A 26,536-nucleotide genomic window follows, 5' to 3' on the forward strand; every position below is an offset into this window, starting at 1 on the left:
TTGCCGCATCCGCGCGCAACACTCCCCTCGCGTTGATCTGAAGCGCCGGGCGCCGACGATGGCCTCGCCCGCCGGTTGCGACCGGGCGGACATGAGAGGGGATACTCAATGAGAACGCTCAAGATCGCGCTGGCGGCCGCTGCCGCCACGCTCTGCTTTGCTGGCGCCGCCCAGGCGCAGGACGACGGCTCCCCGTCGTTCTCCTTCAATCTGGGGGCTGCGACCGACTACGTCTACCGCGGCTTCAGCCAGACCGACCAGGATCCGCAGATCTCGGGCGGCGTCGACGTCACCGCCGGGATCTTCTACGCCGGGGCCTGGGCCTCGAACGTGGACTTCCTCGACAGCACCGACGCCGAGTTCGATCTGTACGCCGGCATCACGCCCACCCTGGGCAACGTCTCGTTCGACTTCGGCGTCATCTACTACGGCTACATCGACAAGGGCGCGTCGAACTACGACTTCTGGGAATTCAGCGCCTCGGCTTCGGCGCCGTTCGGGCCGGTGACCCTGGGTGCGACCATCGCCTACTCGCCGAACTTCTTCGGCGCGGCGGACGATGCGATCTACTACGAAGCCAACGCCTCGATGGACATTCCCGAGACCAAGTTCTCGGTCAGCGCCGCCCTGGGCCGCCAGGAGCAGGACGGCGGCCTCGATTACACCACCTGGAACGTGGGCCTGGGCTACGCCCTGACCGACAACGTCAGCTTCGACGTCCGCTACCACGACACAAATGTGTCCAAGGCCAACGACCCCGCCGGCTACGGCGACGGCCGCGTCGTGGCCAGCATCGCGCTGTCCTGGTGACGCGCGATCGCCGATAGGATCTGAGGAAGCCGCCGCGGTTCGCCGCGGCGGCTTTTCGTTTGCGGCCGAAGCGCGTCTTCCTAAGTATCGCGGCGCTCACAGCGGAGCCGGGCCCCATTTCCGACGCGAGATGGGGGTTTTTCACCGCCCGGGCAACTTTCACTGGCGACGACCGTACCTCGGCCTATGGTGACGAATCGACACGAGAGCGGAGTTCGGCGCATGGAGCGAATGGCCGTCCGGGCACAGACCGTCGTGTTCGACGCCTTTCTCGCGGCCGTCGCTTTCGGCATCGCATTCTTCGTGGCGCCGACCCAGCCCGAACTGGGGTTTGGTCAGGAGGGCGCCCTGGGCGTCTTCCAACTCGCCGGCCTCTACGCCGCCATCGCCGGGGTGTTCGGCGCTCTCTTTCGGCGTGAGTTGTCGCCGTGGCGCTATGTGTCGATTCCCGACGCCCTCGTGCTGGCGCGCTGCGCGCTGCTGACGGTTGGCGTCTTCCTGCTGGCGGTGTTCGTTCTGGACCGCGCCGAGGGTCTGCCGCGCTCCACCCTGGTCATGGCTCCGGTCTTCCAGATGGTGATCGCCATGGGGGTCCGCATCCTCCGCCGGGCGATCCACGAACACGCGCTGGAGACTCTTTCGCCTCTCAAGGCCATCGGCGACCGCCTCGCCCAGACGCCGTCCCTGCTGCTCATCGGCCCCCCCTCGCTGGCCGACACCTACCTGCGCGACATGGCCCGCAGCCACGACCGCAGCTATACGCCCGTCGGCATCATCGGCACCGACCGGCGCGACGTAGGCGCCAACGTCCGAGGCGTCTGCATCCTCGAGGCGATCGACAATCTGGACGAGGCCCTGGCCGACCTGCGCCGCTGGAACCGCTATCCTCGCGCCATCCTGTTCCTCGAGGAGCCCGGAAAGCTCAGGGGGCTGACGGCCGAGCAGCTCGGCCGACTGAAAGCCGACGGTATCCGGCTGCTACGCCTGCCCTCCATCGTCGAACTCGCCCAGCATGACGGCCTCACGCTGGTGCCGATGCGCGATATCAACATCGAGGAACTGCTCGCGCGGGACCCCATCGAGCTGGACCGCCGCGCAGTGGGCCGCCTCCTGGCCGCCCGGCGCGTCCTGGTCACGGGCGCCGGCGGATCGATCGGCGCCGAGCTCTGCCGCCAGGTGGCCAGCTTCGGTTGCGCCCACCTCACCCTGCTCGATTTCTCCGAGACCGCCCTGTTCGAGATCGAGCGCGAGATGCGCGAGACCTTCCCGCACATTGCGACGAAAGCCGTGCTCTGCGACGTCCGCAACGCGCCACGCGCCGTCGAAGTGTTCCAGCGCGAAGCGCCGGACCTCGTCTTCCACGCCGCAGCCCTGAAGCATGTCTCGATGGTCGAGCGCCACCCTGCCGAGGGGCTGCTGACAAACGTCGTCGGGACGTGGAACGTCACCGAAGCCGCCAAGGCCTGCGGCGCCGGCCAGATGGTGCTGATCTCCACCGACAAGGCCGTCGACCCCACCAACGTGATGGGCGCCACCAAGCGCCTGGCCGAGGCGGTGATCCAGGCCCAGCAGACCACCAACAACAGCCGCACCCGCTTCTCGGCTGTGCGCTTCGGCAACGTACTGGGCTCGTCTGGCTCGGTGGTGCCGATCTTCAAGTCCCAGATCGAACGGGGGGGGCCGGTCACGGTCACCCATCCCGACATGTCGCGTTTCTTCATGACCATCCCGGAGGCGGCCCAGCTCGTGCTGCACGCCACCGCCGCCTGCCATGAAGACGACCGTCAGGACTCGCGCCTGTTCCTGCTGGAGATGGGCGAACCCGTGAACATCCTGGATCTCGCCCGTCAGATGATCGCGCTTTCCGGCCGCCGCGACGTCGAGATCGAGATCACGGGCCTGCGCCCCGGCGAGAAGCTGACCGAGGCGCTTCTCGACGAGACCGAGACCTCGCTGCCGGCCGCGCCGAAGGTCATGGAGGTGGTGTCCGGTTCGGCGCTGCGCGTGACACCCGGGCACCTTGAGGAACTCGCCGCCATCGCCCGTGGCGGCGACGCCGACGACGTGCGCCGGGCCCTGTTCGATCTCGTGGCTCAGGTCCGCGGCGAAAAGCCCGCCGGCGCACCGAACCTGCGGGTCATCTCGGGGGGCTGAAGCCTTTCACGCGCGTCCGCCGTCGATCCGAACCCGGAAAACAGCCGCGCGCCGCGCGGTTCCAAAACGCCCGGCAAAGCCCGGCGCACGCCCCGGCGGGTCGGCCTCGCGCGCACATGGCGCCGCCGTCCCTGTGACGGACGCGTAGACGTCGCGACCGTCCGCCTCGCCGCGCCTATTCGGCCGCCACCACCTGAGCAGGCGCGCCAGCCGATTGCAGCCGGGCGACAAGGGCTTCGTACTCGTCCCACAGCGCTTTCGGCGTCTGCTCGCCGAAACGTTCGTAGAACTCGGGGATCAGGGCGGCTTCCTTGGCCCAGATGACCGGGTCCACCGTCAGCAGCAGGTCGAGCTGCGCATCGGTCAGAGTCAGACCCGACACGTCCAGGCTGGCGCGCGCCGGCACCCGGCCGATCGGCGTCTCCACCGCGTCGGCCTTGCCGTCCAGGCGCTCTACGATCCACTTCAGCACGCGGCTGTTGTCGCCGAAGCCCGGCCAGACGAACTTGCCCCGCTCATCCTTCCGGAACCAGTTAACGAAGAAGATCCTGGGCAGCTTCTCCGGATCCGGAGCCGTGTCGCCCATCTTCAGCCAGTGGCCGAAGTAGTCGCCCATGTTGTAGCCGCAGAAGGGCAGCATCGCGAACGGATCGCGACGCAGTTCGCCGATGGCGTTCTCGGCCGCAGCGGTGCCTTCCGAGGCCACGTTCGAGGCCATGAAGACGCCGTGGCGCCAGTCACGGGCCTCGGTCACCAACGGCACCGCCGACGCGCGGCGGCCGCCGAACAGGATGGCCGAGATCGGCACGCCGGCCGGATCCTCCCATTCGGGCGCGGCCACCGGGCACTGCGCAGCCGGTACGGTGAAGCGGGCGTTCGGATGGGCGGCGGGCTCGGCGCTCTCCGGCGTCCAGTCGCGGCCTTTCCAGTCGATCAGGTGCGCCGGCGCCTCGGGCGTCAGGCCCTCCCACCAGACGTCGCCGTCATCCGTCAGGGCGACATTGGTGAAGACGGAATTGCCCCACAGGGTGTCGATCGCGTTTCGGTTCGTCTCGATCCCGGTGCCGGGCGCCACGCCGAAGAATCCCGCCTCGGGGTTGATCGCGTAGAGTTGGCCATCGTCGCCGAACCGCATCCAGCAGATGTCGTCGCCGATCGTCTCGGCCTTCCAGCCGGCGAGCGTGGGCTGCAACATCGCCATGTTGGTCTTGCCGCACGCGCTGGGGAACGCCGCGGCGATGTACTTCACCACACCTTCGGGCGAAGTGAGCTTTAGGATGAGCATGTGCTCGGCGAACCAGCCCTCGTCGCGGGCCATGACCGAAGCGATCCGCAGCGCGAGGCACTTCTTCCCGAGCAGGGCGTTGCCGCCATAGCCCGAGCCGTACGACCAGATCTCACGGCTCTCCGGGAAATGGACGATGTACTTGATCTCGTTGCACGGCCACGGCACGTCCTGCGCCCCGTCCGCAAGCGGCATGCCGACGGTGTGGACGCAGGGGACGAAGAAACCGTCGTCGCCCAGCATCTCCAGGGCGCCCTTCCCCATGCGGGTCATGACGCGCATCGACACGGCCACATAGGCGCTGTCGGTGATCTCGACGCCGATCTGACTGATCCGCGAGCCCAGCGGGCCCATGCAGAACGGCACGACATACATGGTGCGGCCACGCATGACGCCGGCGAACAGATCCTTCAGGTCGGCCCGCATCTCGGCCGGGTCGAGCCAGTTGTTGGTCGGGCCGGCGTCCTCGGGGTTTTCGGAGCAGATGAACGTGCGGCTTTCCACACGGGCCACGTCGCGGGGATCGGAGGCGGCGTAGAACGAGTTCGGGCGCTTCTCGGGGTTCAGGCGCTTCAAGGTGCCGGACGCGACCAGTTCATCGGTCAGCCGGGTCCACTCCTCGTCGGATCCATCGCACCAGACGACCCGGTCCGGCTGCGTCAGCTCGGCGATGTCACGCACCCACTGGACGAGTTTGGCGTGTTTCGTCGGCGCGGGCGCGAGTCCCGATACGGTCTTCTGGTTCATAGACAACGACTCCTCGAACCCCAATTTGGCACAGTGGGACAAGCCCCCGCACTCTCTCCCCGCGAGCAATCTCATAGAGACTGAAAGCTCGCCTGCATACCGCGGGCCAGCATAAGCCGGCTCAAGTGTCCCGCTCATCCTGCGGATCGCCTGTGGATAGGGCTGCATTAGAGACGTCATGCGGCGGAATCGGGACGGGGATTCGCCTCGAAAGCGAATCTGCCGGTCCGGAGGATGGGCGTGCAGGCCACTCCCCCGCGACCCGCACGCCCCTGACGTCACCCCCGAAAGCGGCCGCCCCCCGGCGCCGCAAACTCCATGACGTCGCATGCCAGGACGCCGCCGCGGCGGCTTGCCCCCCAATCTCAGCCGCAATGAAGCTGCGAGACGAAAGTTGGCGGAGCGGCTGGAATACGGCATCTCTGGTCCGGCCGTTCTGGGAGACCGCCGCGCGAATGATCCGCCCGGAGACCTGCGCCGCCCCGCCCGCCCCCGCGCTCCGGCGCCGGGCATGAGCGCGCGCGCCGAACCGGGTCCGCAACGCCCGACCGACCCTCTGCTGGAAATCTTCCTCGAGCGCCGGGGCAACCTCCTGCGCTTCTACTCCGCCCGAACGGGGTCGCCCTCGCTGGCCGAAGATCTGGTCCAGGAACTGTACCTGAAGCTCGCTTCCCGCGACCCCGACGTGACCGCCGAGAATCCGGTCGCCCTGATCTATCGCATCGCCACCAACGTGATGCTGGACCGCGCACGCGGCGAGGCCCGCGCTGCGGCCCGCGACAGCGCCTGGCGGATCGTGGCCCACGCCAGTCTCGGCCGCGAGGATGTCGTCGACGCCGCGCCCGCCGACGAGGTGGCGGCCTCGCGCCAGCGCCTCCGCCAGCTCATAGAGGCGGCGGCCGACCTGCCCCCGCAGCAGCGGCGCGCGTTCCGCCTCCACAAGCTGGAAGGCCGGAGCCATGCCGAGACGGCGCGCGTGATGGGCCTGTCGGTCAAATCCGTGGAGAAGCACGTCTCGGCCGCCTTGAAGTCGCTCACCGCAAAGTTGGGGCGATGATCTACCATAAATTGCATCGCACACCTGGGGGGAGCTTGGGGTCGGCGCCGTCTATGCCCTTGAAGGGCTGCTTACCGCAGCACCGAAGGGGCTCATGATCAACGCTCGGCGATACGACGATGACGCGCGGCGGGAAGACGCCGCGGCGTGGGTCGTACGGCTCGAAGCCGGCGATCTCGGCGACGCCGAGGCTGCGGTGTTCGACGCCTGGCTGTCGGCGGCCTCTGAAAACGCCCGGGCCTTCGACGACGCCCTGTCCGTCTCCCAGGCCTATGCGGCGGCGGCCGACCCCGTCGGCCTGGCGCTCGCGAACCGTCGTGAACGGCATCCCCGGACGTTCGACCGCCGCGTGATCGCCGGTTTCGGCGCCCTGGCGGCCGCCGCGGCTCTGGCCGTCGTGGTCGCGCCGCAGCTGTCTGCTCCCCAGACCCAGACCTACGTCACCGCAAAGGGCGAACGGCGCACGCTCGAACTGGCGGATGGCTCCACCGTCGAAATGAACGGCGGCACGTCGCTGTCGGTCGCCCTCGCCCAGGACGGCCGGCGGGTGGCGCTGGATCACGGTCAGGCCGTGTTCGACGTGGCGCATGAACCCGGCCGGCCCTTCGTGATCGCTGCGGGCGACCGCACCGTCCAGGTCGTAGGCACCCAGTTCGACGTCCGCCGCCTGGACGGACGCCTCAGCGTCACGGTGGCGCGAGGGGCGGTCGAGGTGCGCCCCAGCGAAGGCGCCGCAGGACGCGCCTACCGCCTCCACCCCGGGCAGCGCCTGGATCACCGCGAAGGCCTGGCGGAGACGCAGGTCGCGGCGGCCGAGCCTGCCGAGGTTCTGGCCTGGCGCTCAGGCCGCCTCGTCTATCGCGAACAGCCTCTGCGCGACGTGGTCGCCGATCTCAATCAACAGTTCGCCACACCGATCCGGATCGAGGACCCCACCCTGGCCGCCATACCCATCTCGGGCGTCCTGGTCATCGACGATCAGGCGGCGGTCATTCGTCGCCTGGCCTTGCTGGTTCCCATAAGCGCGGTACGTTCCGACGCGGGCTTGATCCTGCGGCGCGATGGGGCGCCGGCCCGCTGACGAGGGCGTGGAACCATAGACAGGCGCAGCCTGCCTTTACGAACGGTGCTGGGCGGCGTGGCCCTCGCTTGCGTGGCGGGGCGCGCTGAGGCCGCCGACGCGCGCTATCGCTTCTCCATACCGCCCCGCGCCTACGCCGACGCCCTCGTCGACCTGGGACTCCAGGCCAACGTCTCGGTGCTGGGCACCACTCATTGCGGCCCCGACGGACGGGCCTCGCTGACGGGCCGCCATACGCTGGATGAAGCCCTGCGTCTGCTGCTGCGGGACGCGCCATGCCGCTGGCAGGTGATCGACGGACAGACGGTGCGGATTCTGCCCGCCCCCCCTCCCCCTTCGCAGGCGTCGCGCCCGGAACCGCAACGCCCGCCTGCGCTGGTGTCCGAGGTCGTCGTCACCGCGACCAAGAGGACCGCGGCCGCGGATCGCCTAGCGGCGGGCGTCAGCACCATCTCGCGCCAGCAGGTCGAAAGCACGCGAAGCGTCGACGTGGGGCAGTCCGTCGGCCAGCTGGCCGGGGTCCTGACCACCAACCTCGGCCCTGGGCGCGACAAACTGCTCATCCGAGGGCTTTCGGACGGCGCCTTCACGGGCCGGACCCGCTCGACGGTGGGCACCTACCTCGACGACGCGCCTGTGAACTTCAATGCGCCCGATCCCGATCTTCGCCTGGTCGATATCGAGCGCGTGGAGGTCGTGCGGGGACCTCAGGGCGCGCTCTACGGCTCGGGCGCCCTGGCGGGCATCTACCGGATCGTGACCGCCAAGCCCGACCTTTCCGGCGTCTTCGCCGGCGCTTCGGCCGCCACCGCGCTCACGGAAGGCGGCGACGCCAGCCGGGAGGTGGACGGCTTTCTCAACCTGCCGATCATCAGGGACCGCGTCGGTCTGCGGCTGGTGGCCTACAAGGAGATACAGGGGGGCTATCTCGACGACGTGAACCTGGGCCTGGCGAACGTCGACAAGACCCGGCGCGACGGTGGGCGGCTCGCGCTCAGGATGGTGCTCGCCGACGGCTGGCGGCTCGACGCCCTGGCCGCCACACAGCATCTGCGCTCGAACGACACCCAATACGCGATCGCCCGCATCGGCGAGAGCAGCTCGGCGCCTCGGCGCGCAAACCAGATCCGCGAGGCGCACAACAACGACTTCTCCTACGGCGGCGCCAACCTGCACGGCGAATTCGGCTGGGGCGGCCTAACCTCGTCGTTCAACTACGTGCACCATGTCTTCTCCAGCCAGTACGACGCCACAGAGCGCCTGGAAGAGATCTTCACGACCCCCACCACGGACCTGGGGGCCTATGTCGAGAGCACACGTTCGAACATGCTGGTTCAGGATCTCGTCCTGCGCTCGCGCGAAGGATCGGCGACGGGCTGGCTCTTCGGCGTCTATGGCGCACGCTCGGTGGAGCGCAGTCCGTCCCAGCTCAGCCTGCTGTCTCCCGGCGGGATCTCTATCCGCTACACCGAGGTGCGCAAGGACCGTCTGACCGAGTTCGCCGTCTATGGCGAGGCGTCCTACGAGTTCGGAGAGGGATGGACCGCGACGCTGGGCGGCCGCGTCTTCGAGAACCGTGTCCATACGACGGCCGACATCGACCCCAAGGGGTTCATGGGCCCCCGCTCGTTCGACCAGCGCCGGACCTTCAAGGGATTCTCCCCCAAGCTCGCCATCCAGCGCGAGTTCCAGAACGGCGACCTCGTCTACGGCCTCGTCTCGGAGGGCTATCGGCCCGGCGGGTTCAACTCCAGCGGCTTCTTCCCCATCCGTCAGCAGCGCGCCACCTTCGCCCAGGATCGCCTGCGCAACTTCGAGGTGGGAGCGAAGGTCCGCCGGCTCGACGGGCGCCTGGCCGTGCGCGCCGCCGCCTATTACGACGACTGGAGCAACGTCCAGACCGACCAGTATCGGACATCGGGCCTGTCCTACACGGCCAACGTCGGGGATGCGCAGATCGCCGGGGTCGAGGCCGAGATCTCCTACGACTGGGCGTCCGGGTTCTCCTTGCAGGTCAACGCCAATCTCTCCGACTCGCGGATCCGCAACCCCAACTTCGATTTAGCCGCTCGGATCAGGGACGACCTTCCCGGCGTGCCGAACCTCTCCGCCGGCGCCCTGGCCCTCTACGAACGACCGCTGACGGGCGACCTCACCTTACGCGTGGTGGGTCAGGCCAGCTATGTGGGACGATCCGCGCTCAGCTTCGACGCCACCCTCCCGTCCGAGAGCCAGGCCTATCTCCGCGCCCGCATCTCCGCCGAGCTCGCATCCGGCGACTGGCGGGTCATGGCCTTCGTCGTCAATCCCTTCGACGCCGAGGGCGACACCTTCGCCTACGGCAACCCCTTCAGCTTCGGCGACGTGCGCCAGGTTACCCCGCAGCGTCCGAGGACCTTAGGCGTGAGGCTGGCTGCGACATTCTGACGATTCCCACGGCGACGCTGGGGGGCGTTCCAGACGCGCGGCGTCTTACGAATCGACGGGATCGGGACGGGGGTCCGGGTGATCAGGCTATCGGCGCTCGTATGCGTGCAGAACCAGGACGCCATGCTGGCGGAATGCCTGCGCAAGCTGTCGTTCTGCGATGAGGTGGTGGTCGTCGCCGATCGCTGCACCGACCGATCCCAGGAGATCGCCCGCCGCAACGGCTGCATCGTCCTGGACGGTATCTTCCCGCTCGAAAGCCAGCGCAAGGCCGCCGGCGCCGAGGCCTGCACGGGGGACTGGGTTCTCGAGGTCGAGCCTGACGAGCTGATCGACGCGCACCTGGCGTGGGAGATCCGCGCCGTGCTCCAGATGCGCCCCGATGGCGACCACTACGACCTGCCGATCGACAACTACCTGGGCGACACGCTGATCCGCGACGGCTGGGCCGGTCCGCTCAGCGCCCGACGCGAGACACGTCTCTACCGCCGAGGGCTCAAAACGTGGACGCCGGCCCGGCTCGACGCCCCGGCGACGCTCGAAGGCAGGTCGGGCGGCGCACTGAAGGGAGCCGTCCGGCGGATGCTGGGCGCTGACTTGAGCGGACTCCTGGCGCGGCTGGATCGGCGGACCTCCCTCGCCGCAGAGGATCTGGCCGACCGCGCGGGACAACCCGCCGCGATCGTCGCTGTGGCCAAGGGCGCGGCGACGTTCCTGTCCGCTTACCTGATGCGCGGCGGCTGGCGTGAAGGGCGCATGGGCGTGGTCACCGCGGCGCTCCAGGGATTGTTCCCCGTCATGGCCCAGATTCGGGCCCGGGACGTGATCGAAGCTCGCACCGCCGCCGCCGCAGCCGAGAGCGCGCGGATCGCCCGGCTGCGCGAACGGCGCTTCGCCGCGCGCTGATCCTTTAAGGTCCTTGCAACGCGGCCGCCTCTAGGCACGCTTCGCGGACCTCCCCGCGGGTGCGAAAGGCCATCTCTTGACGATCCTGGTCACCGGCTCGGCCGGCTTCATCGGCTTCCATCTCAGCCGCCGCCTGCTGGAGCGCGGCGAGACGGTGGTCGGCCTCGACAGTCTCAACGCCTACTACGACCCCAGGCTCAAGGCCTCCCGTCTGGCGATCCTCCAGGGCTATGGGACCTATCGCCACGAGACGGTCGATCTGGCCGACCGCGAACGGATGCCGGCGGTCTTCGACTCCGCCCGGCCAAGCCATGTGGTGAACCTCGCCGCCCAGGCCGGCGTCCGCTACAGCCTTGAGAGCCCCGAGACCTATGTGGACTCCAACGTCGTGGGCTTCCTGAACATCCTCGAGGGCTGCCGCGCGCATCCGCCCCGGCACCTGATCTACGCCTCCACCAGCTCCGTCTACGGCAACCACGCGAACCTGCCGTTCGGCGTCCACGACGCCGCCACCCATCCGATTACGCTCTATTCGGCCAGCAAGCTCGCCAACGAGGCCATGGCCCACGCCTACGCCCACCTGTTCGGCGTTCCGGCCACGGGCTTCCGGTTCTTCACCGTCTACGGCCCGTGGGGCCGGCCCGACATGGCGCTGTTCAAGTTCACCGACGCCATCCTCAACGGCCGCCCGATCGACGTCTACGGCGAGGGTCGGATGCAACGCGACTTCACCTATGTCGACGACATCGTCGACGGCCTGGTCGCCGCCCTGGACCGGCCGCCGGCCCCGGACCCGCGGTGGGACGCCACCCATCCCGACCCGGCCACCAGCGCCGCCCCCTGGCGCATCCTGAATCTCGGGGCCGGACGACGCGTCGAGCTGATGCGCTACATCGAGGTGCTGGAGGCGAAGCTGGGCCGCAAGGCCGAGATCAACTTCATGCCGATGCAGGCCGGCGACGTCTCGGCCACAGAGGCCGACACCGGCGAGACCCGCGCCGTCCTGGACTACGCGCCCTCCACCTCCGTCGAAGTCGGAGTCGGCCGTTTCGTGGACTGGTACCGGGACTACTACGGAGTCTGAACGCGCTTGCGGGGCGCCGGCATGTCGCCCATATTGTCCCTATATTTAGGCAAAGGAGCCGGCGCATGGCGCGTTCAGCCACAGTTCGGACCGGAGCTCGCGCCGGCAAGCCCTCGGTGGCCGCAGCGCCCTCCGCGGCCGGCGTCCTGCACGGCCCGGGCGCCATGGACCTCGATGGCGTCACGGCTCTCTTCGGCATGACCCAGGCCCAGATCGCCGAGACCGCCGGCCTCGCCCGCGAAACGCTGCAGAAGGTGGAGCGCCGCAACGCGCCCAAGACCCAGGGCCGCCTGCGCGAGATGCTGGAGATTCTGCGCCGGGTCGAAGCCTGGGCAGGCGGCCCGGCCCAGGCCATGGCCTGGTATCGCGCAGAGCCCATCCCTGCGTTCGGCGACCGGACGGCCGAGGCCCTCGTGAAGGCCGGGCAAGCGGGGGCCGTCCGCGACTACCTGGATCACGTGGCGAGCGGCGGCTACGCCTGAGGCCTCTTCGGTGAGGTTCGCCGGCGAGGCCTATCGCGCCCACGACCCCCGCTGGTCCTGGTCGCCCCTGTCGGGCGAGGGTGCGGCCCTGCGCGGCGGCCGCTTCAACCGCCGGGGCCAGTCCGCGCTCTACCTGTCGCTGACGCCCATGGGCGCGGTCCGCGAGGCCTCGGCCGGCTTCGCCCACCGCCTGGAGCCCCTCCTCCTGTGCAGCTATGCGGTGGACTGCGAGGACATCGTCGACCTCCGAGACGACGCCGCCTGCGCCGCCGCGGGCGTCGATCCGGCGGCCCTGGCCTGCCCCTGGGCGCTCGACCTGGCCGAAGGCCGCGAGCCGAGATCCCACGCCGCGATCCGCCGCCTGGCCGACGGCGGGACGGCAGGGCTTCTGGTCCCCAGCTTCGCGCGCGGCGCCGGGCCGGCCGATCCCAACCTCGTCCTGTGGCGCTGGGGACCGCGACCGCCGCACCGGGTCGAGGTCCACGACCCGTCCGGCCGGCTCCCGAAGAACCAGCTCTCCTGGCGCTGAGCCGGCAGGACGGCGCGTCCGCAACCCTTTGCGCCACAAGGGCTCAAAGCCTTTTTCGGCGAACCGGACCTTCTTTTCGTCACGCGCCCGTGAAACAAGCGCATAGGCGGCTTTCCCGCCCCCTTTTCGCGCACTACCTTACGGTCCGAAGGCTGGCGATCACGACCGGCCGCCCAGGAAGGAGTCCCCCATGAAGCTGTTCGCCATCGCGGCCGTCGCCGCCCTCATGGCTACGCCGGCCCTCGCCGGTACGTCGGTCGCCGTCCGCACGGGCGGCCTGAACCTCTCCGACTCGCAGGACGCCGCGGTGATGCTGCGCCGGCTGGACATCGCCGCCGCCCAGGCCTGCGGCGCCGAACGCGGCAGCGTGCGCGACGTCCAGGTCGCGGTGCGCCGAAGCGCCTGTTACGCCGACGCCATGGATACGGCCCTGGTGAAGCTGAACGCGCCCGCGGTCGACGCCCTCCACCGCGACCGCGACGCCCAGGTGGCGGCGCTCCGCTAGGACCCTACTTCGCCGGTTTGGCGGCCTGGACCTCGATCTCGGCGAACATCCCGGGCCGGACCAGCGCCGCCACCTGCGACGTGATGCGGGCGGGCTTGTTCTTCAGGGGACCATAGACCTCGTTGTAGGCTTCCATCATGCCGGCGAAGTCCATGCCGCCGCCTTTGGCCGGATCGCCGACAAGGACGATCCGCATCATCACCACGTCTTCGAACGTGTAGCCTTGCCCGGCCATGATCTCCCCGATCTGCTTGAGGACGCTCTGGACCTGGGTCTTCGTATCGCCGAAGGGCCTCTCGGCCGGGGCGCCAGGAACGGCCTGCGGGGTGATGCCGCTGACATACAGCATGTCGGATCCCGCCGGCACCTTCACCGCCCGCGATATGAAGCCGTTGGAGGGGTTGACGTGGACGTTCTGCGCCTGGGCGGCTCCGGCCGCTGTCAGCGCGCCCGCCAGCGTCAGGACCAGGGCGGGAAGAACAGGACTGCGCATTGATGCTCCGTGAGGTTCAGGCCGCCGCAACGGGATTCATGCGGCGGGGGCGGACCGGCGTCCTGTCGACGCCGTGGTTTGAGAGGCCCGCTCGGCGATGAAGCCGATCGTGCGATGGGCCGAAAGCACAGCGCCCTCCTGCCAGCCCGGCATCTGGCTGAGGTGCGCGCCCGAGAAATAAATCCGGCCTTGAGGCTCATTGAGGAGCCGATAGGACGGGTGGTCAAGGTGGCCTTCCTGACCGCCCTGCCCGCCGTAGGCCGGCCAGGGACCGAAGTTGAACGGGATCTTGCTCCAGTTCACGACCACGCCCTTCTCCAGCAGGCCTTCCTGGCCGGGATGCAGCCGGCCCACGACGCTGCGGGCGATCTCCATCTGTTCGCCGAGCGGCCGGTCGGCGAACACCCGTGCGCCGGGCCCCGATCCGTAGCAGGCGAGCAGCATCCCCCGCTCGCTATGCAGGTTGTTCGAAGGATACCAGACGAGCGAGGTCTCACCGCCCACGAACGAGATGCCGCCGTAGATCTGTTCGCGCTCCCAGAAGCGGGGCGACTCGAAGCCGATCTTGTTGGAATAGTCGTAAGGTACGTTGGCGATCGCCGCCTTCACGGGCGCGGCGAAGTTGGTGTCGATCTTCGCCAGGATGTTCAGCGGCAAGGTCACGATCAGGAACTCGGCCTGAGCCAGGCTCTCGACGCCCGTCCGGCGGTCGCGCCACGTGACCGCCGCCCCCGTGGCGGTCTGCCGGATCCGGGTCACCTCGGCGTTTCGGATCGTCGGGCTGCGGATCCCCCGCTCGAAGCCCGCCACGATGCGATCCATGCCGCCGACCGGCTGGAACATGGTGGCCTGCATGTAGAGCATGTCCTCGAACAGCGTCGAGCGCAGTTGTTCGTTCGCCAGGAGTTCGCTGAAGGGGACGGGCGTCCGGGGCGATCCGAACTGCGAGGCGGCGCCCGGAAGCTCTGAGAAGCCCGAGCGCTCGGTGCCCTTGAACGCCATGCTCTCGTCCAGGTCGCCGTAGGCCCGCAGGAACGGCATCAGGCGCGCCTTGTCGTCGGCCGAAAGCTCCTGATCCAGCGCACCCTTGTTCAACGCCTTGGCCAGGAGTTCCGACAGGTAGCCTCGGGTGTCGTTGACGCCCTGGCGCATCTGGATGGGCTTGCCGCCGTTCGAGCCGGCCGCCCAGAAGTACGCACTGCGGCTGGAGTTGACCTCCACCTCGAGCGGCACGTCCAGCTTGCGGCAGTAGGCGAGGAGCCCCTCGTGGTGGCTCGGTATACGGGCCGGACCCGCGTTCAGGTAGACGCCGTCCTGGAATCCGACGGTCTGGTCGGGCGTCCCCACCATCTCGACCTTGTCGCCACCGCGAAGCGTCCAGTTCCGCCCGCCGAGCCGTTCGCGCGCCTCCAGCAGGGTCACCGAGAACCCGGCGCGCTCCAGTTCGTAGGCCGCGACCAGCCCGGCGACGCCGCCGCCCAGGACAAGCACCGTGCGGCCCGATCCCAGATTTGCCGGCAGTCGGGGCGCAGCCCCGGCCGATGTAGCCGCCATCAGGCCCAGCGTGGTCATGGCCGAATAGGCCGCCCCATAGCCACCCACGGCGCCCAGGCGTTGGAGGAATCGGCGGCGGCTCAGACCCATGACGGACTCCGGAGCAGTTCAGGCGCCGCCTGCATCGGCGGCCCTCCGAAATCCCCCCGGACCAGCGTCGGCTGGCAAGGGATTGCGACCATCCGAACGCCCTCGGTCCGATCGTCGCCCAGATATCGGGCGCCAGATGTCACGGAATCTAACAAGTGACGAAGATGTCAAAATATCAAATACTTCAAAAATCCGCCTACAGAAATAATCACTGAAGTCAATTTTGGAAAATCTGCCGATTTTTCGATCCGAAACACAATATTTCGCGCGGGTTTGAGGCATATGACCAAGTCGCACGCTTTGACTTCTTGCACCCATCACCCCGTGATGCGTTCCTCGCCTGATCAATCGGCGTTCGACGAGGCGTTCGACGGGGAGGCGGCAGGAGATGTCGCTGTCGAAGACTTGGCGGAGTGACCGAGGCGGGCGGGGGAGCGCGGAGAAGGGCCCAACATTCAAAGAGGGGGTCCTGCAATGAAGACCGTATCTACGGGCGCCGAGCAAAGCGTCATCCATCCCGCCGGCTGGCGAGCCGGCCGCAGCTTCTGGCTGGCGGGCGTCGCCGTCGGCGCCATGGCTCTCGCCACACCTGCGGCGGCCCAGTCCGAGACCGTCCAGGAACTCATCGTCACGGGATCGCGCAGCAAGCCCCGGACGGTGCTGGAATCTCCCGTGCCGGTCGATGCGTTCTCGGCGGAAGACATCCAGTCGATCTCGGTGACCGACACCCAGGACCTGCTGAAGACGCTGATCCCGTCGTACACCCTGACCCGTCAGCCGATCTCCGATGGCGCCACCTTCATCCGACCCGCCTCGCTTCGCGGCCTGCCGTCGGACAAGACACTGCTCCTGGTGAACTCCAAACGCCGGCACCGTTCGGCCCTCGTGGTGACCGGCGGCAGCGGCGTCCAGGCCCAGGACGCCGCACAGATTCCAGCCTCGGCGCTCAAGTCCGTGGAAGTCCTGCGCGACGGCGCCGGCGCCCAGTATGGATCGGACGCCATCGCCGGCGTGATCAACTTCATCCTGAAAGACTCCGCCTCGGGCGGCGGCCTGTCGATCCAGGCCGGCCAGTATTACGAGCGCGACGGTGAGGCGATCATCATCTCTGGCGACAAGGGCTTCGCCCTGGGCGAAAACGGCTTCGTTCATGCTGCGTTCGAGTACGCCACCGAACAGCCGACCGCGCGGGTCCAGACCTTCTGCAACCGCAACATCCCGAACCAGAGCGCCGGGTTCTGCGTCCCGCTGTTCCCCACCGAGACCACCGCGCCGGGAAGCGCCTTCACCGCCGCCTACGCCCAGCGCGTGAACTACGCCGGCCTCTACAACCGCATCCCGCAGAAGTGGGGCCAACCCGAAGGCGAGTACACGCGGGTCTTCATCAACTCCGGCTACGAGTTGGGCGTGGGCGAACTTTACGCCTTCGGCAACTACGGCCGCAGCCACCAGAAGGAAGACTTCAACTACCGCAACCCCGTCGACGTCGGCGCGTCGACCAACAACCTCGACGATTACATCCGCATGCGGGACGGTCGCCTCTTCTCCGCCAACCAGATCTTCCCGCTGGGCTTCACGCCCGAGTATCTCGGCACGGTCACCGACTATTCCATCGTCGGCGGCTACAAGGGCGAGTATGGCCCGATCGGCTTCGACCTCAGCGGCCGCTGGGGCGTGGACAAGCTGCGCTACGACCTGGAGCATACGGTCAACTTCTCGCTGGGCGAGGCCACGCCGACCGAGTTCAACCAGGGTACGCTGCGGTCGGACGAACTCGCCCTGAACGCCGACTTCACCTACGAGTTCGCGGGCTTCACACCAGAACCGATCGCGATCGCATTCGGCCTCGAGTATCGGAGGGAGGGCTACGAGATCCAGGCCGGAGACGTGGCGGCCTATATCGCCGGCCCCTACGCTCAGCAGGACCCGTACGACTTCTGCACCGACGAAGCGAACGTCGCGGTCCGCACCCTGCGGCCCACCGCCCCCCAGAACCAGGGCATCATCTGCAACTCGATGACCCAGGTGATCGACGGCCGCACCTTCACCAACCCGGTCTACGCCGTGCTGGGCGTGGGATCGAACGGCGCGCCGGGGTTCCCGCCGCTGTACGCCGGGCGGCTGACCCGCAATTCGAAGGCGGCCTATGTCGAGGCCAGCACCGACCTCTCGGATCGGTTGTTCGTCCAGGCCGCGCTGCGGATCGAGGACTTTTCGGACTTCGGCTCCACCGTCGACTACAAGGTGGCCGGCCGCTTCGAGATCAACGATATCTTCGCCGTGCGGGGATCCGTCGGCACGGGCTTCCGGGCGCCGACGACGGGGCAGAACTTCACCACCATCGTCTCGACGGTGGTGAACAACGGCCAGCCCGTCGCCCAGGGCCTCTTCCCGGCGACCAACCCGGTCGCCCAGTTCCTGGGTGCCCAGCCGCTCAAGCCTGAGGAATCCAAGAACTTTTCGGTGGGGATCACCGCCACGCCGCTGCCTAGCATGACGCTCTCGGTCGACGCCTACTACATCGAGATCGACGACATGTTCTACGCGGTGACGCCGATCACCGTGACCCCCGCCCTCCAGGCGGCCCTCATCGCCGCCAACGTCCCCGGGGCCAACACGATCGGCCAGGTGAACTTCTTCCAGAACGCCTTCGATGCGCAGATCCAGGGCGTGGACGTGGTCGCGACCTATGCCCACAACTGGGAGAACGGCCACACGACGACGGTCAGCACGGCGTTCAACTGGAACATGCCCGTAGTCGACAAGGTGAAGGTGATCGTCGACCCCAGCGGTGTGACCCGGCGGTTCTTCGACGGCGAGTACGCCTACGACTTCAAGCACTCCGAACCCCGCTGGCGCGGATCGATGACCGCCTTCCACAAGTTCGGGCCGTTCACCGGTGTCGCGCGCGCCAGCGTCTATGGGCCGTACAAGAACATGTTCAGCGTGACGAACCCGGTCATCCAGAAATGGAACCCCGAGATCTTCATCGACCTTGAGGGCAGCTGGGATGTCACCGAGAAGGCGCGCATCACGCTGGGCGTACGCAACCTGTTCGACAACTATCCCGACCGCGACAAGATCGGCGAGTCGGCCACCAACGGCCGCATCTACCGGTCGGACATGATCGTCGACTGGCAAGGCGGCTTCTACTACGCGAAGATCAACTACACCTTCTGAGGCGCGCCTTCGCACGCTACGGGGCGGCTCCTGCGGGAGCCGCCCTTTTCATTTGGCGGTTTCATTCCCGATAGCCGAACGGACGGCCTGAAACGAAAAGGCCGCGCCCAGCGGGCGCGGCGAGTTCAGGGAGGAAACGCCCCGAAGGGCAAGGCCAAGCTGACCGCCTCGATCGGGCCCGGCCAGAGGACTCCCCGGCTCCGGCCACGCTTTTGGACAACTGCCCAAGAGATGGGCGCCGTCAGCGGCGCGGCGCCCGGCTAAAGCCGCAGGTCCGCCGCCGCCCTCGGAAGCGCCGACTTGATGTCGAAGACCACCGCCGACTCCCGCCCGAACGCACGGATCGCTTCCGCGCCGAGCGCCAAGAACTCGCGGTGGGCGACCGCCAGGACCACGCCGTCGTAGACACCGGTCGCTGGAGCTTCGACCAGGCTGAGACCGTACTCGGCGACGGCCTCGTCGGCGGCGATCCAGGGATCCCAGACATCGACGACGGCGCCGTAGTCCTCCAGCTCGCGTACGATGTCGATGACGCGGGTGTTGCGCAGATCCGGCGTGTTCTCCTTGAAGGCCAGACCCATCACCAGCACCCGGGCGCCTCGCACCAGGACGCCACGACGGATCATCTCCTTCACCAGCTCGCGCGCCACATGCCCGCCCATGCCGTCGTTGATGCGGCGGCCGGCCAGGATCACCTCGGGTCGATAGCCGACCGCCTCGGCCTTGTGGGTCAGGTAGTAGGGGTCCACCCCGATGCAGTGGCCACCGACCAGGCCGGGACGAAAGTTCAGGAAATTCCACTTGGTCGCCGCCGCAGCCAGCACCTCGGCGGTGTCCACGCCCAGACGACGGAAGATCAGGGCGAATTCGTTGATCAGGGCGATATTCAGGTCGCGCTGGGTGTTCTCGATCACCTTGGCCGCCTCGGCCACACGGATCGAACTGGCGCGATGGGTGCCCGCCCGGACAACCGAGGCGTATAGCGCGTCGACGAAATCCGCGGCTTGCGGCGTGGAGCCCGCCGTGACCTTGACGATGTCAGCCAGCCGGTGGTGCGGATCACCCGGATTGGCGCGCTCAGGGCTGTAGCCGGCGAAGAAGTCGCGATTGAACGCCAGGCCCGACACCTCGGCCACCACTGGCACGCAGTCCTCCTCGGTGGCGCCGGGATAGACGGTGGATTCGTAGATCACCACGCCGCCCGGCCGGATCGCAGCGCCCACGGCGCGGCTGGCGGCCAGCAACGCCGAAAGGTCGGGCCGCTTGTAAGCGTCGATCGGAGTCGGCACCGTGACCACGAACACGTTGCACCCAGCGAGATCCGCAGGATCGCCGCTGAAAGTCAGGCGTTCGGCCGCCACCAGGGCGGCGGACTCCACCTCCAGCGTCCGATCACGCCCGGCCTTGAGTTCGGCGATCCGTTCCGTTCCGATGTCGAAGCCCACGACCTCGTGCTCGGCCGCGAACGCGACCGCCAGCGGCAGCCCCACATAGCCCAGGCCGATGACCGCGATCCGCGCCGGTGTCTGCGTGAAGGGGTTCAGCACCATGACCGCGGTCTAGCACGCTTCCGGCGCAAACCGCCGCAGTTCCCGGATCGCCAGATAGAGGTGATAGAGCGACGTCGCCGGCGACGGTTCCTCCACGAATGCGCCGTCCGCATACATGCGCTCGCGCCAGACCCCGCGGACCGGGGTGTCGAGGAACTCGGCGACAGCGTTCGCCGCCTCGAGGGCGTCGGCGACGAAGCCCAGGCTCAGGGCCGCCTTCAGTCGTTCTGTCTGAGGCCAGAGGCGGGCCGCAGGGTCTCGCACGTCCAGTCCCGGAGTCAGAGCGTTCACGGCGACCCCGCGCCCAGCGTCAACGCCTCGATTCCCCACCTCGTAGAGCCGCGCCGCAGTCGCCTCGCCGCGCGCGTCGCCTCGCCGCCGGCCCCAGTCGGCCAGCAGCCATGCCCACTCGAACTGATGCCCGGGTTCGACCACAGCCGCATCGCCCGACAGCGGCGACCAATCGGCGTCGAAGAATTCGAGCAGAGCTCCTGTATCGTTGGCCACGAAACGTCCCAGCGCCAACGTCACGATCTCGTCCGCCAGACGCCGCCACACAGGCGACGGATCGACCGCCTCCCAGGCGAGGGCCGCCTCCAACAGGTGCATGTGTGCGTTGGCCTGGAAGGGCGCGGCTCCCGCCTCCCGGAAGCCGCCTGCGGGATGACGGAAGCGATCCAGCGCGCCGCACACCCGTCGCGCCTGGACGTCGTCCCCAAGCGCCGCCAGCGCGAGCAGGACGAACGCGTGCTCATAGAGGCGCGCCTCCGGGTCGGTGATCCGACCGCCCGGCGACAGGACGGTGGCGAACAGACCGTCCGGACCCGCGGCGCGTGCGCGGAAGGCCTCGAACGCCCGGCGCGCCACGGCGTCCCAAGGCCCCGGACGACGGTCCTGGGCCGCCGCGGCGAAGACGAAGGCCTGGCGGGCCTGCACGCGGGTGCGGCAGCGCGGATCCTCGGGTTCGCCCTTCCAGGTCAGGGCTTCCCGAAACAGCCCCGAGCCCTCGTCAACCCCTACGGTCGACCAGAGCGGCAAGGCCGCCGTGGAAAGCCAGGAGTCCAGAGCCGCCGCACCGGACGCCAGGTCCGCGAACTTCGCCAGCGGGCGGACGCCGGCGAACTCACGCACCGACTGCGCGGAGTCCAGGCCGCACACCAGCACCGCATCGGCCTCCGCGATCACGGCCACCCGCTCGACTCCGGTCACGGCCACCCGCAGGCCCGGAGCCGCTCGGACGAGGACGTCCCGGACATTCCGGACATGGACATCGCCGATGACGCTCGAGCCGGCGGCGTCCCGCGGCGAAGCCGCCAGGACAGCGTCCCAGGCGCCGACGTCCGACCACGCGAAGTCCACCGGCACGACGACCCCGTGAGCCGTCTTCTCCATGACAGCGCGATCGAAGGCGACCGACGGCGCTGCGGCGAACGAAGCGCCCAGGGTCACGTTCGCCCCCGACACCGTCGCGGCTTCCACGCCCGCCCTCGCGGCGACGGCGACGGCGGGCGCCCAGCGATCAAACTCGTCCAGCAGGCTGTCGGCGCGGGCGACGAAGACGCCGGCGTTCCACAGAGCCCCGTCGCCGATCAGCCGGGCCGCCCGACTGGCGTCGGGCTTCTCGACAAAGCCCGCGATTCTATAGACGCCGTCCCGGCCCGCTCCGGGTACGATGTAGCCCATGGATTCCGACGGGCGGGCGGCGCGCACGCCCAGGGTCACCACGGCCGTCGTCTGTGCGGCGACGGCGGCGGCGCAAACGACCCGGCCAAACGCCTGGGCGTCGGGAACGTCGTGGTCGGCGGGCATGACCGCAAGGACGACGTCGCCACGCTCTCGGCGCGCCCAGACCGCTGCTGCGGCGATCGCGGGCGCGGTGCCGCGGGGCGAGGACTCGAGCATCACGGTGGCTACGAGCCCCGCCGCCTCGATCTCACGTGCGATCCACGCTCGGTCGGATGCGCCGCCGACGATCAGCACCTCGCCGCTCGCCACGGCGCGCGCCCGGTCAAGCGCGGCGCAGAACAGCGAGCGCCCGCCGGTCGGCGACAGGAACGGCTTCGATCGACCGGACCGGGACGCCGGCCATAGCCGCTCGCCGGCGCCGCCGCAGAGGATCACGGGAAGGATCGGCGAGGTCGAGATCGGGCGCTCCCGGAGCCGGCTGCGGCAAGGACGCCCTCCCCTAGCGCGAGGACACCCGCAGGGGAATTCCGGATTCCCCGACCGGGGACCTGGCCAGCGGTCAGGAACGAGACATGCGGAGTTGTCCTCGGACTCCCCCGACAGGTGTGTCAGATTGACCCAAAGCCTACAGGACGCGTAGAAGGCGCCTGAATTTCGGAGTTTGGCTGTTTCGTCGGACGCTGGGCGGCAGGCCGCCCGTCAAGCGAAGAGCGCGCGAACCCCGAAGGCGATTACGGTCCAAAGGGCCACCGAGGCGCAGGCGCCGACCGTGAGGCCGATACCGACAGGCAGGCGGCGCGGCGACAGCTGTTCTGTGACGGTCCTGGGGGCGATCAGTTCGACCGGTACGTCGGACGGCATGTTTCTACTCCGGCGCCGCCCATTTCGTGGGCTGTGTCACACTCTCACCGACGAGCGTAAACAGCGCGTGTCGGAAGTTGGCTAACATTTGCGGTAAACAGATCGAGTAGGCTCGAGCGTGGTTGAAGTGATCTCGAGGGCGCCATGACGGACGTCACCGCCAGGACGATCGACGCGCCCAGCCCGTCTGCGCCGCAGCAACCTGCCGCAAGCATCCTTTCCGTAGCGACCAGCCCGGGCAAGCGGTTCATCGATATCCTCGGCGCGGCGTCCGCGCTCTTCATCTTTCTCCCCCTGCTCCTCACGATCGCCCTGGCCATCCGCGCTGAGTCGCGCGGGCCCGTGATCTTCCGCCAGCGGCGCACGGGCCATCGGGGACGAATCTTCACGATCTACAAGTTCCGCACCATGACGGTCACCGAAGACTGCGCCGACGTTCGCCAGGCGACGCGGGGAGACCAGCGCATCACCGCCGTCGGCGCGGTCCTTCGTAAGCTCAGCTTGGACGAACTGCCCCAGTTTCTGAATGTATTGCAGGGCGACATGTCCCTGGTCGGGCCCCGGCCCCACGCCCTGGCCCATGACGACTACTACGGCGCCCGCATCGGAGCCTATCCGGACCGTTTCCGGGCCAAGCCTGGCCTGACCGGCCTCGCTCAGGTGAACGGGCTGCGGGGCGAGATCCACGATCTTCGTGGCATGCAGGATCGGATCGACGCCGACAACCTGTACATCGACGCGTGGTCGCTGGGCCTCGACATCGCGATCCTCGCCAAAACGGCCCTGGTGATATTCCGAGATCCCCACGCCTACTGACCCGGCCCGCGGGCCGGCGGTGACTTTTTGTTAAGCACGGCTGCAACCGGATGCGTGGCCGACCCGAATATAGTCCAGACCACGCCGCCAATGGGACGGGACCCTGGCGCGGCTCTTGCTCCGGAAGGGGCATGGTCCACGGGGCGATCGGGGAACATGTCCGGAATTGAAACGCGGTTTGGCATCGAAGACGACGCGGACAGGATCCGCAGGGCATTCTACGGCTTCGTCGGCGCCAACGCCGCCGACGCGGATGGCCCGGCCCAGTTCCGGACAGAGTTCAGCGAACGTGGCCCCCAGGTGCTCGTCAGGCTCTGGAGCGCCGAAGCCATGGAGGCCTTCCTCCAGCAAGTCCCCGGCGGCCGGCCGGACCGGCGGCGATGCTATGAATAGCCTGGCGGAGTTGCGCACCTTCGCCGAAGCGGCCGAGTGGACGCCGCGTGGCGCGCCTCGCCCTCCAGCGACGGAGGCGCCCGTCGCGATGCCCGTGGCCACCAGCCGACGCAAGCGGGCCTTCGACATCGTGCTTTCGGCCGGAGCCCTGCTCTTCTTCCTCCCGCTCCTGCTGACGGTGGCGCTTCTCGTGCGCCTGGAGAGCCCGGGTCCTGCGCTGTTCCGCCAGCGGCGCACGGGCCTGAACGGCGTCATCTTCACCGTATTCAAGTTCCGCACCATGCGGGTCGAAGAGGACGGCGCGGTCGTCCGGCAAGCCACCCAGAACGACTCCCGCGTCACCGCCCTGGGCGCCATTCTCCGCAAGTACTCGATCGACGAACTGCCCCAGCTCCTCAACGTGCTCCGCGGCGAGATGTCCCTCATCGGCCCCCGCCCCCACGCGGTGGCGCATGATGAACTGTGGACCGAGCAGGTGCCGGGCTATGCTCGCCGCTTCCGCGCCCGCCCGGGCTTGACGGGCTATGCCGCGATCTGCGGCTTCCGCGGTGAGGTGAAGGAGTTCCAGGCCATCCTCGATCGGGTGGAATCCGACAACGAGTACATAGACACTTGGTCCTTCGGACTGGACGTCAAGATCGTCTGGCGGACCATTCCCCTCATCTTCGGTGACGCCAACGCCTACTGATCCGCCGCCTTAACGGATCGCTCAGGGCCAGCCGCTAGGGTTCCCGCCGACAAGGATCGAGGGGAAGCCAGAATGGCGGACGACAGCGGCGCACATCGCGCACGTCCCGACACGGAAGCCACAGGAGCCGCACGTCGCGGCCCGTTCCGCCCCGAACGCCTCCAGCCTGTACGTTCCCGCATCTCCGGTTCCGGCCTCGCGCGCCTGTTTCAGGCGGGAGACGCTCTGGCGCTGATCCTGGCCTCGTGGATCGCCGGCGCCGCCATGTCGCTGCCGCCCGTGATGTGGCTGGGCGCGCCGATGCTGGCTCTGGTCCTGCTGGTCGCCACCGGGGCTTACTCGATGAACATGCGGGAGCGGCTACGCCGCCGCTTCGGCCGCCTCCTTATCGCCGCAGGCGCCGCGGGCGGGGGCGCCGGGGCCGTCTGCGGACTGCTCGACCCCACCTTTCCAGCCATCGCCTGCGCGACCTGGGCGGCGGCCGCCGCCGCCGCACTGATGTTCACGCACATGGCGTGGGGCGCTGTACTTGGCCGGCTGCGGGCCCGGGGTCTGCTGACCCCCAACCTCGTCGTAGTCGGCGGCACGCCGGCGGCGCAGCGGCTGATCCGGCGCGCGCTGCGCACCCGCGACGTCAATATCCTGGGTGTCTTCGACGACCGCCGCGACCGGGTCGGGCCCGATGTCCATGGCGTTCCCGTATTGGGGAAGACCGCCGACCTCATCGATCACCGCATCCTGCCCTTCGTAGACCGAATCGTGATCACCGTGCCGCCGCGGGCGGGGCCCCGGATCGCCCAGTTGCTGGAGCGCCTGGCGCCGGTCCCCAATCCCATCTCCCTGCTTCTCGACGAGGACGACGAAGACGCGCAGTCGCGCGCCATGGGCCGCATCGCCGACTTCGACCTGATGCACGTCTCCGGCGCCACCGAACGCTCGGGCTATCTGCTCGCGAAGCGGATCCTGGACCTCGCGCTCAGCCTGGGCGCGCTCGTGGCCCTCGCCCCCGTGATGGCGGCCGTGGCCTTCGCCATCAAGCTGGACAGCCCGGGGCCGGTCTTCTTCAGACAGAAGCGCCATGGACTCATGAACGAAGAGATCACGGTCTGGAAGTTCCGCTCCATGCGCACGGAGGCCAGCGACCATCGCGCCGCGCGACAGGTGACGGCTGACGACGACCGTGTCACCCGCGTGGGCCGCTTCATCCGCAGGACCAGCCTCGACGAGCTCCCGCAACTCTTCAACATCGTCACCGGCGAAATGTCGGTCGTCGGTCCCCGCCCGCACGCCATCGGAATGTTGAGCGGGGGCGCCGAAGCCAGCAAGCTTGTGGAGACCTACGCCCACCGCCATCGCATCAAGCCGGGCCTTACCGGCTGGGCCGCAGTCAACGGGTCCCGCGGCCCTGTCGACACCGCCGCCGACGTACGCCGCCGCGTCGCGCTGGACCTGGAGTACGTGGAGCGCCGCTCGTTCTGGCTGGACCTCTCGATCATCCTGCGGACCGCGCCATGCCTGCTGGGCGACAGCGGAGCGGTGCGCTAAGCCTCACGGATGAAATCGGAAGCGGCGGACGACCGGTTTCAACCTCGACGGCGCTTTCGATGCGCGCGGTCCGCCTCGACTCTCGCCGCGACCGGCGCAGTCTTCGCGGGCGTCTAAGCGGACGACATCGACGACGACATCTCGTGGCGCAATTTCGAGGATGGCGCAAAGACCGTCCTCGGAACCTACACAACGGCGCTGGACGAACTCAAATTCCCGGGACGTTGCCGGGCGCACGTGCTCGCCAGGTTCGACACATCGGGCGGGCCGAACCGTGCTACAGAGGGCCTGTCCTGGCGCTTCCAGCCGAGCGAACGGCTGGATGTTCAGCCGGGGCTGGGTCCTGCGACCACGACCTTCGCGTGAACCTGCCGGCCCTTGATGAACCGGGCCTCGCCCCGGACGAGCGCCTGAAGCGCCTCCAGGGTTCTCAGACCTGGCCGGACTTCGGCCTACGCGTGCTGTTCGAATCCGAGGTCTCGATCGGCTGGAAAGCCACCCGCCGGCTGTCGGTGGTGACGTGACCCCCGTTTCTCATCCAGTCGTAACGAGAGTCCTGGGTTGATCTGAGCCGTGCTCGGCGGGGGTTGCAAGAGGCCGGCGCGCGGAGACA

Annotated in this window: 22 protein-coding genes; 16 read left to right on the forward strand and 6 right to left on the reverse strand. The window is 68.5% G+C overall.

Going from position 1 to position 26,536, the window contains the following annotated elements:
- The first annotated feature begins 108 nt into the window (after positions 1-108).
- Together ABS78_RS19715 and ABS78_RS19720 are read left to right on the forward strand one after the other, a co-directional pair.
- Positions 109-810 carry a TorF family putative porin gene (locus ABS78_RS19715; RefSeq protein ID WP_293383453.1) on the forward strand — a complete coding sequence of 234 codons (702 nt, stop codon included), beginning with the start codon at positions 109-111 and terminating at the stop codon, positions 808-810.
- 231 nt (positions 811-1,041) lie between these two features.
- Positions 1,042-2,964 (forward strand): nucleoside-diphosphate sugar epimerase/dehydratase, encoded by a 1,923-nt coding sequence (locus tag ABS78_RS19720; protein ID WP_293383456.1) that lies wholly within the window; start codon positions 1,042-1,044, stop codon positions 2,962-2,964.
- Positions 2,965-3,139: 175 nt separating this feature from the next.
- Here ABS78_RS19720 and ABS78_RS19725 read toward each other — a convergent pair whose 3' ends face one another.
- Positions 3,140-4,996 (reverse strand): phosphoenolpyruvate carboxykinase (GTP), encoded by a 1,857-nt coding sequence (locus ABS78_RS19725; protein ID WP_293383459.1) that lies wholly within the window; start codon positions 4,994-4,996, stop codon positions 3,140-3,142.
- Positions 4,997-5,507: 511 nt separating this feature from the next.
- On the opposite strand from ABS78_RS19725, the gene ABS78_RS19730 reads away from it, so the two are divergent.
- The 8 genes from ABS78_RS19730 (at position 5,508) to ABS78_RS19765 (ending at position 13,067) form a co-directional block, all read left to right on the forward strand.
- On the forward strand, positions 5,508-6,053 hold the full coding sequence (locus ABS78_RS19730; RefSeq protein ID WP_293383462.1) for an RNA polymerase sigma factor: 546 nt from the start codon (positions 5,508-5,510) through the stop codon (positions 6,051-6,053).
- A gap of 94 nt (positions 6,054-6,147) precedes the next feature.
- Positions 6,148-7,134, forward strand: coding sequence for a FecR domain-containing protein (locus ABS78_RS19735; protein WP_293383465.1), 987 nt, complete (start codon positions 6,148-6,150; stop codon positions 7,132-7,134).
- Positions 7,135-7,191: 57 nt separating this feature from the next.
- Entirely contained in the window at positions 7,192-9,561 is a 2,370-nt protein-coding gene (locus ABS78_RS19740) for a TonB-dependent receptor (RefSeq protein WP_293383468.1), read from the forward strand.
- Positions 9,562-9,639: 78 nt separating this feature from the next.
- A complete protein-coding gene (locus ABS78_RS19745; RefSeq protein WP_293383471.1) occupies positions 9,640-10,467 on the forward strand; it encodes a glycosyltransferase family 2 protein in 828 nt (275 codons plus the stop codon).
- Between the two features lie 76 nt (positions 10,468-10,543).
- Positions 10,544-11,551 carry an NAD-dependent epimerase gene (locus tag ABS78_RS19750; protein ID WP_293383474.1) on the forward strand — a complete coding sequence of 336 codons (1,008 nt, stop codon included), beginning with the start codon at positions 10,544-10,546 and terminating at the stop codon, positions 11,549-11,551.
- 65 nt (positions 11,552-11,616) lie between these two features.
- On the forward strand, positions 11,617-12,033 hold the full coding sequence (locus ABS78_RS19755; RefSeq protein WP_293383476.1) for an antitoxin Xre/MbcA/ParS toxin-binding domain-containing protein: 417 nt from the start codon (positions 11,617-11,619) through the stop codon (positions 12,031-12,033).
- A 10-nt stretch (positions 12,034-12,043) separates the two neighbouring features.
- A complete protein-coding gene (locus tag ABS78_RS19760) occupies positions 12,044-12,562 on the forward strand; it encodes an RES domain-containing protein (RefSeq protein WP_293383479.1) in 519 nt (172 codons plus the stop codon).
- Positions 12,563-12,752: 190 nt separating this feature from the next.
- Positions 12,753-13,067: a UrcA family protein gene (locus ABS78_RS19765; RefSeq protein ID WP_293383482.1), complete on the forward strand. Its 315-nt coding sequence runs from the start codon at positions 12,753-12,755 to the stop codon at positions 13,065-13,067.
- Between the two features lie 4 nt (positions 13,068-13,071).
- Here the strand turns inward: ABS78_RS19765 and ABS78_RS19770 are convergent, their stop codons facing one another.
- A complete protein-coding gene (locus tag ABS78_RS19770) occupies positions 13,072-13,560 on the reverse strand; it encodes a Rid family hydrolase (protein WP_293383485.1) in 489 nt (162 codons plus the stop codon).
- A gap of 36 nt (positions 13,561-13,596) precedes the next feature.
- On the reverse strand, positions 13,597-15,204 hold the full coding sequence (locus ABS78_RS19775; RefSeq protein ID WP_293383488.1) for an FAD-dependent oxidoreductase: 1,608 nt from the start codon (positions 15,202-15,204) through the stop codon (positions 13,597-13,599).
- A gap of 474 nt (positions 15,205-15,678) precedes the next feature.
- Here ABS78_RS19775 and ABS78_RS19780 point away from each other — a divergent pair, with 474 nt between their 5' ends.
- A complete protein-coding gene (locus tag ABS78_RS19780) occupies positions 15,679-18,384 on the forward strand; it encodes a TonB-dependent receptor (protein WP_293383491.1) in 2,706 nt (901 codons plus the stop codon).
- 260 nt (positions 18,385-18,644) lie between these two features.
- On the opposite strand, the gene ABS78_RS19785 is transcribed toward ABS78_RS19780, so the two are convergent.
- The 3 genes from ABS78_RS19785 to ABS78_RS19795 form a co-directional block, all read right to left on the reverse strand.
- A complete protein-coding gene (locus tag ABS78_RS19785; RefSeq protein WP_293383494.1) occupies positions 18,645-19,934 on the reverse strand; it encodes a nucleotide sugar dehydrogenase in 1,290 nt (429 codons plus the stop codon).
- Positions 19,935-19,943: 9 nt separating this feature from the next.
- On the reverse strand, positions 19,944-22,055 hold the full coding sequence (locus tag ABS78_RS19790) for an AGE family epimerase/isomerase (protein ID WP_293383497.1): 2,112 nt from the start codon (positions 22,053-22,055) through the stop codon (positions 19,944-19,946).
- Positions 22,056-22,319: 264 nt separating this feature from the next.
- Positions 22,320-22,481 carry a hypothetical protein gene (locus tag ABS78_RS19795; RefSeq protein WP_293383500.1) on the reverse strand — a complete coding sequence of 54 codons (162 nt, stop codon included), beginning with the start codon at positions 22,479-22,481 and terminating at the stop codon, positions 22,320-22,322.
- A 144-nt stretch (positions 22,482-22,625) separates the two neighbouring features.
- On the opposite strand from ABS78_RS19795, the gene ABS78_RS19800 reads away from it, so the two are divergent.
- The 5 genes from ABS78_RS19800 (at position 22,626) to ABS78_RS19820 (ending at position 26,447) form a co-directional block, all read left to right on the forward strand.
- On the forward strand, positions 22,626-23,297 hold the full coding sequence (locus tag ABS78_RS19800) for a sugar transferase (RefSeq protein ID WP_293383503.1): 672 nt from the start codon (positions 22,626-22,628) through the stop codon (positions 23,295-23,297).
- A 156-nt stretch (positions 23,298-23,453) separates the two neighbouring features.
- Positions 23,454-23,690 (forward strand): hypothetical protein, encoded by a 237-nt coding sequence (locus ABS78_RS19805; protein WP_293383506.1) that lies wholly within the window; start codon positions 23,454-23,456, stop codon positions 23,688-23,690.
- The gene (locus ABS78_RS19810) at positions 23,683-24,378 is read left to right on the forward strand and encodes a sugar transferase (protein ID WP_293383509.1); all 696 of its coding nucleotides are present in this window, start codon (positions 23,683-23,685) and stop codon (positions 24,376-24,378) included. The genes ABS78_RS19805 and ABS78_RS19810 overlap by 8 nt, the downstream gene beginning before the upstream one ends.
- Positions 24,379-24,450: 72 nt before the next feature.
- Positions 24,451-25,923, forward strand: a complete 1,473-nt coding sequence (locus ABS78_RS19815) for an exopolysaccharide biosynthesis polyprenyl glycosylphosphotransferase (RefSeq protein WP_293383512.1) — start codon at positions 24,451-24,453, stop codon at positions 25,921-25,923.
- Positions 25,924-26,285: 362 nt separating this feature from the next.
- Positions 26,286-26,447 carry a hypothetical protein gene (locus ABS78_RS19820; RefSeq protein ID WP_293383515.1) on the forward strand — a complete coding sequence of 54 codons (162 nt, stop codon included), beginning with the start codon at positions 26,286-26,288 and terminating at the stop codon, positions 26,445-26,447.
- The last annotated feature ends 89 nt before the right edge of the window (positions 26,448-26,536 follow it).

This window comes from Phenylobacterium sp. SCN 70-31 (assembly GCF_001724605.1).
Classification (GTDB): Bacteria; Pseudomonadota; Alphaproteobacteria; order Caulobacterales; family Caulobacteraceae; genus Phenylobacterium.